Origin of the sequence: Daejeonella sp. (assembly GCF_030695525.1) — a bacterium.
Taxonomy (GTDB): Bacteria; Bacteroidota; Bacteroidia; order Sphingobacteriales; family Sphingobacteriaceae; genus Daejeonella.
In genome coordinates, this window is sequence record NZ_JAUYSS010000001.1 from 1 (window position 1) to 9,872 (window position 9,872).

Below are 9,872 nucleotides of genomic sequence, written 5' to 3' on the forward strand. Positions count from 1 at the left end.
AGGTTTATATATCTTATCGGACGAACCCTTTCCGGCTTCTTTATACGGAATATCCCCATACATATCAGTGATACGGTGATAAACAAAAGCACGCCATATGCGGGCAACTGCAAGTTTATTGACCAGGTCGGCATTACCTGAAACTGATCGGATAACTTCTTCTATCTCAAGTCCTTCATTAATGTAAAAGTTCTCAAATAGATTTGATTGCCAGCCCAGGTTACCAACATATTTGTCGCCTTGCGCCTGACCAATATTATAGGTAGCCATATGCTGCATAGCTCCTCCAAGCATGAAATAATCGAATCTGGCCGAGGATAATTGTGCTTTTGTTAATAAAAACTCAGGCACAACACTTGTCGCGGCATTTGGATTCACGTTTAGCTCCTCAAAACCCTTATCACAGGAAATTCCGAATAGCATTACTAAAACAATTGCTGTATTTCTGAAAAAATGATTTTTCATATCCATAAGATTAAATGATTAAAACTTTACCTGTAGATTCAAACCAATGCTTCTTGTTCTTGGCAGACCAAAGGCCTCCAAACCCTGAGCATTGTCACTGGTATTACTTGATTCAGGATCGAAATTTTCAGTTTTGCTATATAAAATGAATAAATTTCTTGCCACTGCCGATATAGTGGCAGATTGAAATTTCAAGGCACCTACTTTTGAAACCGGAAGCCTGTAGCCCAGAATTACCTGGCGTAATTTTACAAAGCTTCCGTCATATGCAAACAAACCGGTATAACTCTGCTGAGAGTTATAGTAATTGTCAATCTGCGGAATAGGTACTGTATAAGAATATGGTGCACCTGATTCTGTTACTCCATTTAGGGCTAGTCCATTCTCACGACCAGGAAGAGTTGATTTAGGCAATCCGAATCGGGAGGCATACCAGTTTGTATTTGACCATATCGTATTCCCAAATTTTCCATCAAGGAGAACACTCAAAGACAGGTTTTTATACCCAAAATTATTAGTCAATCCCATAGTGTATGGAGGCACCCCTACACCGAGATCAGTTAAAGGGCTTACAACCTGCAGATTACTGATAGTATTAAATACTGTTTGACCATTGGCATTTTTCAAATGCAGGAATCCTCTAACCATTCCAAAAGGTTGTCCAACACGGTTTTGGATCACACCACCTGCAACTCCGGTACCTACAGTTACTTCGGTGAGCCCTTCGGCGAGTTTAACTATTTCACTGCGGTTATAAGCAAAATTGTAACTCACATCCCAGCTAAAATTTTGGCTCTTTATTGGCTTGCCGCTAATCAAAAATTCTATACCCTTATTACTGACTTCCCCAACATTGAGAAGCGCTTGCGTATAACCACTGGTATTAGGGATAGTTGTTCTTACGATATCATCGGTAGTTTTTCTGTTATAAAGTGTGAAATCAAGGCCGAGTCTGTTATTAAAAAGCTGAACATCCAAACCTGCTTCATAAGTGGTTGATGTTAAAGGCCTTAAATCAGGATTTGTAACCAATCTGGAAGAAAAACCTTGAACAGGCCTTCCGTTATGGCCTCCCTGAATCATGTTAAAGGTTTGATTCAGTATATACGGACTAGGGGTTGCACCACCTACCTGAGCCCAGGATGACCTTAATTTCATAAAATTAATGAATGAAGGCATTGCCATAGCTTCAGATAAAATCAAACTACCTCCAATAGAAGGGTATAGAATGGTATTATTCTGAGGGCTTAAAGTAGAAAACCAATCTTGACGCGCAGAAACTGTTAAAAATGCGATTCTTTTATAGTCCAGATCGGCTGAACCAAAAACTGAATTAATCTTCGATTGTTCATAAAGTGGCGAAGTATTCAGTGCAGCAACATTGGTATAACTATAAAAGAATGGTATTGTAAATTCTGTACCCCGAATATTAGTCTGGTCATAAACACTTTCTTGTTGATTTCCACCCACCATTGCCATAAAACTAAAATCCTTGAAAAATCTGGCATTGTAGTTCAAACTAATCATTGAATTGGTCTCTGCCACACTGGCCTGAATATTTTCGAATTCACCTTTCGGAGCGGCAGCAGTTCCTGTTGGTATAATATTCTCTGCGTTGAATTTATAAAAGTCTTTGCTGACACTTGTTTTGACGAACAAGTTCTTTAAAATATCATACTTCACGCTAAATTGACCTAAAAAGCGGTTTTTATCATCCCCATTTCTATATCTGTTAATTACAAAATATGGATTAGTAGCAGCACTGGAAGCATTCCAAAGTGTTTCATTAAAGTCAGCATCATAACCTGGTGAAAGCGTTCTGATATCCATGGTATTTGCTATCAGATAGGTTGCCCAGGAAGCATTGTGATCCGCATAACCCACTTTAGGTCTGTTAATTCCTTCTTCCAGATTGTACTGACCTATTGCTTCGATGGTAATTTTCTTACCAAGAGCAGCATTGACGTTAAGATTTGCAATCTTCCTGTTTATGGATGACTTTTGCATGATCGCATTGGCATCAACATTTGCTACTGAAAATCTGAAATTCAGATCTGAATTTCCACCTGTAAAAGCTACAGTATTAGAATAGGTAGAGCCCATTCTATAGAAATTATTAAAATTATCTTTTACATGAACCGGGGAATATGGCCTCATCTGCCCATCTAACTGGATCGATGGCTGGCCATCCATTTTCGCACCAAATGATAAACGCCCCGCACTTCTGGCCGCATTTGCTGTCGCAGGTTTAACCCCGTCAATTCCCTGACCATATTCATATTGCCAATCCGGATAAACAGAAATAGTTTCAAATGTGGAGGTTGAGTTCAACTCTACTCCAATACCTCTGGAAGCTACCCCTCTCTTGGTGGTTATCAAAATTACACCATTAGATGCTCTCGAACCATATAGTGCTGCTGCAGGACCACCCTTTAGTACACTTATAGACTCAATATCATCGGGATTAATCCCGGCAATTCCATCACCTCTGTCAACATTTATACCATTTCCGGTTGATTGGGTCCCCCCTCCAGGAATGGAATTATCCATAGGCATACCATTGACCACATAAAGCGGTTGATTATTCCCTGCCAGTGATCCATTTCCTCTGATAATGACCCTGCTCGATCCTCCTGGTCCGGTTGCATTTCCACTCACATTCACTCCGGCAACCTTACCACTAAGTGCATTTGCAACGTTTGTTTCACGGGCCTGAGTTAATTCATCGCCTTTTACTTCAGATACTGAATAAGCAAGGGCCTTTTTCTCTCTAGAGATACCTAATGCAGTAACAACTACCTCTGTAAGGGCGGTATTAGCTGCCTCAAGCCTAACATTCAAGGTGGTTCTGTCACCTACTGCAATTTCCTGCGAGATATAACCTATATAGGTAAAAGTTAAAACACTATTCCTGTCCGCAACATTAATAGTGAACCGGCCATCCATATCTGTCGTAGCTCCAATAGTTGAGCCTTTTAATTTAATACTAACCCCTGGCAGGGTTTCGCCGGTGGCATCGGTTACTATTCCTCTAATAACAATATCCCTTTGCCCTTCAAATACTGAATTACTTAATACAATATCTTTCTCCTTAACTGTAATAGTATTTTTATTGATGATATAGGTTAATGGCTGTTCTCTAAAAACTTCCACCAGGACATCTTCGAATTTAGCCTCCTTTACTTTAATATTTATAGGCTTAGCCATACTGAGAAGATCATCAGTATAGACAAAATTATATCCACTTTGTAACCTAAGTTCTAAGAGTATGGTCCTTAACGGTGCATTTGATTGAGTTAAGCTAATCTTTTGCGCAAAACCTACTGCATAAACTTGCATGAAGCTAGTTGTCAATATTAAGGTAATCAGACGCATAATTAGCCATAATTTGGAGGCATACCCCTTGGATATACCGGTTTTTTTGGTATAAATTTTATACATTTGCGAATGTTTGGTTTTTAGCAGAATGCCTTCGTTTCGAGACCCGGGCAACTGCGGTTAAACTTTAATACTTAATTAATAGTAATCACCAGACTTAAACCAGAGGTGCTTGTGCATTTCTGGTTTATTTTTTGGCTTAACGTTTCTGTTAAAATCCTACATAGTTTCTAGTTTTAAGGTTAATAATTACGTTAATTTTCATCTTATTTAGACACCAGAATCCGACGGCCTTCAATTTCAAACTTGACCCTTCCAGTTGATTCGAGCGATTTTAATACTTCGGAGATGTTTTCAAATTTCGAAATTGAACCACCAAATTTATTTTCTGGAATTGCACCTACATATTCTACTTCCACATTGTACCAGCGAGAAATCATTCTCATAACATGTTGAATATCAATACTTTCAAAAACAAACTGATCGTTTTTCCAAGCCACTGCCTGTTGTCCAGTACGAATATCCTCAACAATGATATTATCAGAAGTTAGAACTGATTGTTGACCTGCTTTCAAAATTTTATCGCTGCCATTGATTCCGACTATTTTTACACTACCCTCTAATAAGGTAGTTTTAACGGATGATTCATCTTCATAGGAACTGATATTAAAATGAGTTCCTAAAACTTCAACTTCCTGGAGGATTGTCTTGACCAGAAATGGGCGGGTTTTGTCTTTTGCAACTTCAAAATAAGCTTCGCCGCTCAGTTCTACCCTGCGATTCTTAAGATTGGAAAAACTTGAAGGATAAGTTAACCTGGAGGCTGAATTTAACCATACATTAGTACCATCAGGTAAACGCATCTGATAACGGCCACCTCTTGGAGTTTCTATAGTGTTGTACTGATCCTTTTGGTTATTGATTGCTTGCTGATCAGTTAAAACACTATATACAAGCTGGCCATCGGCAATTTTAGTAATTTGAACATTTGACTGTTCTGCAAGCATCCCAATATTTACATCAGTCAAATTAATCTTTTTACCATTTGCAAGAGTTAACACAGCTTTGTTCCCTCCTGGAATGATTTCAACTTTAGGTTCGACTTTTTCTTTTGAAATTATAGAACTATCTCTTTTTACACTATTTATTGCCTGAAATGATTCAATCTTTTGGGGATGATAAAATAGCCAGGCCCCGCAAATAATCAGAGTTGCTGCAGCTATAGAAACTGACCATTTATAAATTTTCCTTTTACCTTTTTGGATTTTATTATTCTGATATGTAGAAATATTTTCAAGGATAGAATTCTTTAAATCTTCTTTAAGAATAATACGTTTCCCCTCTTCCATGCCTGATGTGTAATCTGGACGCAGGCCAAATACCCGGTAATAGGTATCTAAAAAATCCATCTCCTCTGCTGAGGCATTTCCAGCACGATATTTTTCGAGAATTTTTAAGAATTGTTCTCTCTGAATCCGATCCATGTAACTGTTTTGAATACATGTGTCAGAAAAGCTTGATTTTGCCCAGTCTAAAAAAAAATAAATTTTATGGAACTAAGAACTGAATGAGAAACTTAGCTAAACCCTCCAATAATCATTAGCAGTTGGATCAGCATAAATGTTGTCCTTAATTTTCTTAAGGCTCTTCCCAAATGATTTCGGACAGTTTTAGGGCTAAGGCTTAGTTTGGAGGCAATTTCAGAAGGAGTAAGGTCATCCTGATATCTCATCTTAAAAATAATGCGCTGCTGCTCTGGAAGGGAAGATACTAAAAGATTATAGGCCGAGTTCAATTCCTTTTCAAGAATAAGAGCATCAGCGCTACTGCCATAACTTTTTAATTCAGTCAATAATTCAGAAATTGGTGTAAACCGTTCCTGTTCCTGAAATAATTTATAAACCAGATTTTTAGTTACAATGTATAGCCAGGCAGGAAGATTATCAATGGGGGTTTCTGAGCACCTGATCCACATTGCGGTAAATACTTCCTGCGCAATGTCTTTTGCCTGATCCCTATGACCAGTGCGTTTATAAGCTTCATCAAAAACGTTGTTCCAGTACTTATCATAAAGTGCAATAAATGCAGACTCATTACCCTCATTCAATTGAGCAAGCAGTAAGCTATCCATAACACTATGTACTCTTCCGGTTAACATTTTGATGCCTTATAATTAAATTGTGATTAATCTCATTCTGGATGAGACTAGTTATTTAACAGCATTTATCAGTGTCACTATCCCTTGTGCATTTTTAAAATTAGTGAAAATATATTCCAATATTATCAAATTGAAAAATGAATGTCAATAAATTGAGTATCTCTTTTTCCTTTTGGAAGAAAATGACAAGAAATCAAATTGAAACATGAGTTCAATTTATACTTTTTAATGGGAATATCAATTAAACACAGGATAATTAAAGATATGCAGCAATCGGTAAAAGCAAAATTGGGTATTTCTGACATTTATTTAATGATTGCATGGGTATTCGTGCTTATTAAGCAATAAGCTTTATAAAATTGGGTTTTGATTTGAGAAAATAAATGTAAAATAAACAACAACATGGTTAACTCAATCACACTTACAGGAACATAAAAAACCGGGTCTTCATAGTCAAATATTTGATATAACTATGAAGAACCGGTTAGGTATTGAAAAGATTATGATTAATACAACTAAATATCGACAGGAAGATATCCGGTCTTAAATATTTGACTATTAATTAATCTTTCATTTTAACCAGATAATCATCTATCTGTTGAATAGTTACAGTAGTTTTCTTTGCATTACTTAAAAACCATTTTCTATATTCTGCTTTGATCTCAGCTGACCAATCACCATGAATTTGTCCGGAAGGGTATTTATTTTGGCGGAGCAAATACCGCTCAAACTCATCCCTCAATCCAATCAATTCAGAATTAGTCACCAAACCTTCAACCATATGAGCAGGGATAAATGCTACTCCATAATCATTGGCAAATAAAACATCACCCGGTAAGACAGTTACATCCCCAATCTTAATCGGTGCATTAATTGATGTAGGTGTTAAATCCCTGATATAAGATGGATGATGTCCCTTTATCCAGGCATTAAATCCCTCAGTATCTTTAAGTTCCTGCATATCTCTTATGGAGCCTTCAAAAACGACACCATTACCAGTTTTAGCATAAACAGAATTACCAAGACTTGAGCCAATTAAGGTTCCATCTTTAATTTTTCCGTGGCTATTTGCAACATATACATCACCTTTAGTTAGAATATCAATAGGCCAGATATTTATCCCTCCAGACTGGGATCTACCCTCCTGCTTGCCCTTATCTCTTACCAAACTATCCAAATCAGGTCTGGAAGGCATAAACTGAGCAGTTACAACCCTCCCTGTCATTGGTTCACCACTTTTAAGTATAACCCAGTCTATAGCTACCTGATTCCTGTAACCCCGATTGTTCATATAACCCCATACTTGCTCAAGAGTAGCATTCTTTAATTTCTCTAAAACCAAATCCGGTACATGTGGTCTTCCATCAGGAAGTCTTGGCCCTTTCCACTGGGAAGTGAGTTCCTTTATATATTCTGGACTTGATCCAACTCTCTGTGCATAGGAGTATGAACCCTCAATGAGTAGAATTAATATCAGTATGAGTTCTCTTTTCATGATTTTAAATTATTGATTTAGAGTTCGACAATTGTTTCAATAATTGCATCCCCATTTGTGAATAATTCAGGTTTAATTTCAGCACCCAAACCTGGACTTTCCGGCGGACTTACATATCCTTGAACCGGTACAGGCACATTTTTCAAAAAGTAAGGATATTGGTGGGTATACTTCCAATAATTACTCTCCATATAGCAAAAGTTCGGAATAGCGGCACATAAATGAATGGATGACAACCAAAGTAATGGGCCACCAGCAGTATGGGGAGATGTTGGAATATTATATGCATCAGCCAAATCTGACATTTTTTTTGCTTCACTTGGGCCACCACACCAGCATAAATCATACATCAGGATATCCATAGCACGATTAATTAAAAAGTCCTTCATTTCGTAACGGGTGGCAATAGTTTCACTATGTGCTATTGGAACAGAAGTTTCTGCTGCAAGAATATTATAAGAGTCTTGTGCATTTGATGGAATAAGAATATCCTCCATATGAATTACATTATAGGGCTCAAGTGCTTTAAGGATTCTTTGAGCACCCGGAAGATCAAATTCACCGGAACAATCAATCAGAATTTCCATTTTATTGCCTGCAGCTGTTCTGATTTGTTTTATCCAGGTGAGACAATTTTCAAGGTCTACCGAATGTCTGAAATGTCCTTTAGGTCTATTAGGACCATCAGTAAAAGGATATATTTTTATTCCAGTAATACCTCTGTCCAGTAGAAACTTAACAATTTTTTCAGTATCCTGCCCCATCTTCATATTATTGATTGCCCAATAATCTGTCGTGGTATTATATACTTTCACACTTGGTCTGGTCTTTCCTCCAAGTAATTGATATAGTGGCATACCCGTAGCCTGTCCCAATATATCTAACTGGGCCATGTTGATAGCACTCAGCATTCGGATATCAGATCCACCGGCATTTCTCATGCTGATATACTGATAAATATTTTGCCATATAGAATCAATATTTCGGGGATCTTTACCCAAAAGAAACCTTCTTGAAACATCCTTTAAAGCACCTAAAGCACCATTAATCCATGGGTATGTTTCTCCGGTACCAATAATCCCCGCATCTGTGTGCAACCTAACCCAACAAAATTCAGCTCCACCTGAACCTCCGGAACCTCCACCTACATCAATACGATCATTAAATCTGACGCCCTCAACTTTGATTATTTTCATCGGTTTATCCGCAAGCTGGTTCAAAGTTTCTGTAGAATGAACTTTAGCTGATGTTCCATTACCCTGCGGTGCTAGAACCATTGAACCTGTCATGACCCCATAACCAATCGTCATTAATGCAGATCTTCTATCCATAATATTTTCCCTATTCATAGATCCTTCTTTTGCACAAGTTTAAAGTTGGGCAATTGTTTCAACAATTGCATCCCCGTTTTTAAATAATTCAGGCCTTATCTCAGCTCCCAATCCAGGCGCTTCCGGAGCAGTAACAAAGCCGTTAACAGGGACAGGCACATTGTTAAGAAAATATGGAAATTGATGTGTATACTTCCAATAGTTACTTTCCATATAACTAAAATTAGCAATAGATGTACAGATATGCATTGATGCCAGCCATAAAAGAGGGCCTCCGCAAGTGTGAGGAGAGGTAGGAACCTGAAAAGCATCTGCCATATCTGACATTTTCTTTGCCTCAGTCATTCCTCCGCACCAGCAAATGTCATACATCAGAATATCCATCGCCTTTGCTTCCAGATAATCCTTTATTTCATATCTTGTAGCTATAGTTTCACTATGACAGATTGGTACTGATGTTTCTGCAGCCAGAATAGCATAAGCTTTTTGAGAATTCGGGGGTAGCATCATGTCTTCCATATGTATGATATTATATGGTTCAATAGCCTTTAGAATTCTTTGAGAACTTGGCAAATCATACCTTCCCCAACAATCTATAAGTATTTCCATTTTATCACCCGCGACACTCCTGATTTGTTTTAACCACTGAATACAACGGTCAATTTCTTCTGAAGTGATAAAATCATCCTTCGATCTGAAAGGGTAGATTTTCATACCATAAATGCCCCTATCCATTAAAAAACGTACAATTTTCTCAGTATCTGGCCCCATTTTAGTATTGTTTATGGCCCAGTAATCTGTAGTTGTATTGTACACCTTGATCTTTTCTCTTGTCTTGCCGCCTAAAAGGCGATATGCAGGAACACCGGCGAGTTTACCTGCAATGTCCACCTGTGCCATATTAATAGCACTAAGAACACGCATATCAGCTCCACCGGCATTCCTCATACTCATGTCGTGAAATATCCTTTTCCAAAGACCATCAATATCCCTTGGATCTTTACCTATTATGAGCCTGGCATAGTCTTTCAAGGCTCCTAATTCT

Annotated in this window: 7 protein-coding genes; all 7 read right to left on the bottom strand. The window is 37.8% G+C overall.

What is annotated here, in order from left to right; translation table 11 throughout:
- On the bottom strand, positions 1-465 hold a 465-nt coding region (locus Q8S11_RS00005; protein WP_305660015.1), incomplete at its 3' end, for a SusD/RagB family nutrient-binding outer membrane lipoprotein.
- 18 nt (positions 466-483) lie between these two features.
- On the bottom strand, positions 484-3,906 hold the full coding sequence (locus tag Q8S11_RS00010) for a SusC/RagA family TonB-linked outer membrane protein (protein WP_305660016.1): 3,423 nt from the start codon (positions 3,904-3,906) through the stop codon (positions 484-486).
- A gap of 203 nt (positions 3,907-4,109) precedes the next feature.
- A complete protein-coding gene (locus tag Q8S11_RS00015; protein WP_305660017.1) occupies positions 4,110-5,327 on the bottom strand; it encodes a FecR family protein in 1,218 nt (405 codons plus the stop codon).
- A gap of 92 nt (positions 5,328-5,419) precedes the next feature.
- Positions 5,420-6,001 carry an RNA polymerase sigma factor gene (locus Q8S11_RS00020; RefSeq protein WP_305660018.1) on the bottom strand — a complete coding sequence of 194 codons (582 nt, stop codon included), beginning with the start codon at positions 5,999-6,001 and terminating at the stop codon, positions 5,420-5,422.
- Between the two features lie 562 nt (positions 6,002-6,563).
- Positions 6,564-7,496 (bottom strand): RraA family protein, encoded by a 933-nt coding sequence (locus Q8S11_RS00025; protein WP_305660019.1) that lies wholly within the window; start codon positions 7,494-7,496, stop codon positions 6,564-6,566.
- 17 nt (positions 7,497-7,513) lie between these two features.
- On the bottom strand, positions 7,514-8,845 hold the full coding sequence (locus Q8S11_RS00030; protein WP_305660020.1) for a mandelate racemase/muconate lactonizing enzyme family protein: 1,332 nt from the start codon (positions 8,843-8,845) through the stop codon (positions 7,514-7,516).
- A gap of 21 nt (positions 8,846-8,866) precedes the next feature.
- Positions 8,867-9,872: mandelate racemase/muconate lactonizing enzyme family protein (locus Q8S11_RS00035; RefSeq protein ID WP_305660021.1), on the bottom strand; the 1,006-nt coding region annotated here is incomplete at its 5' end.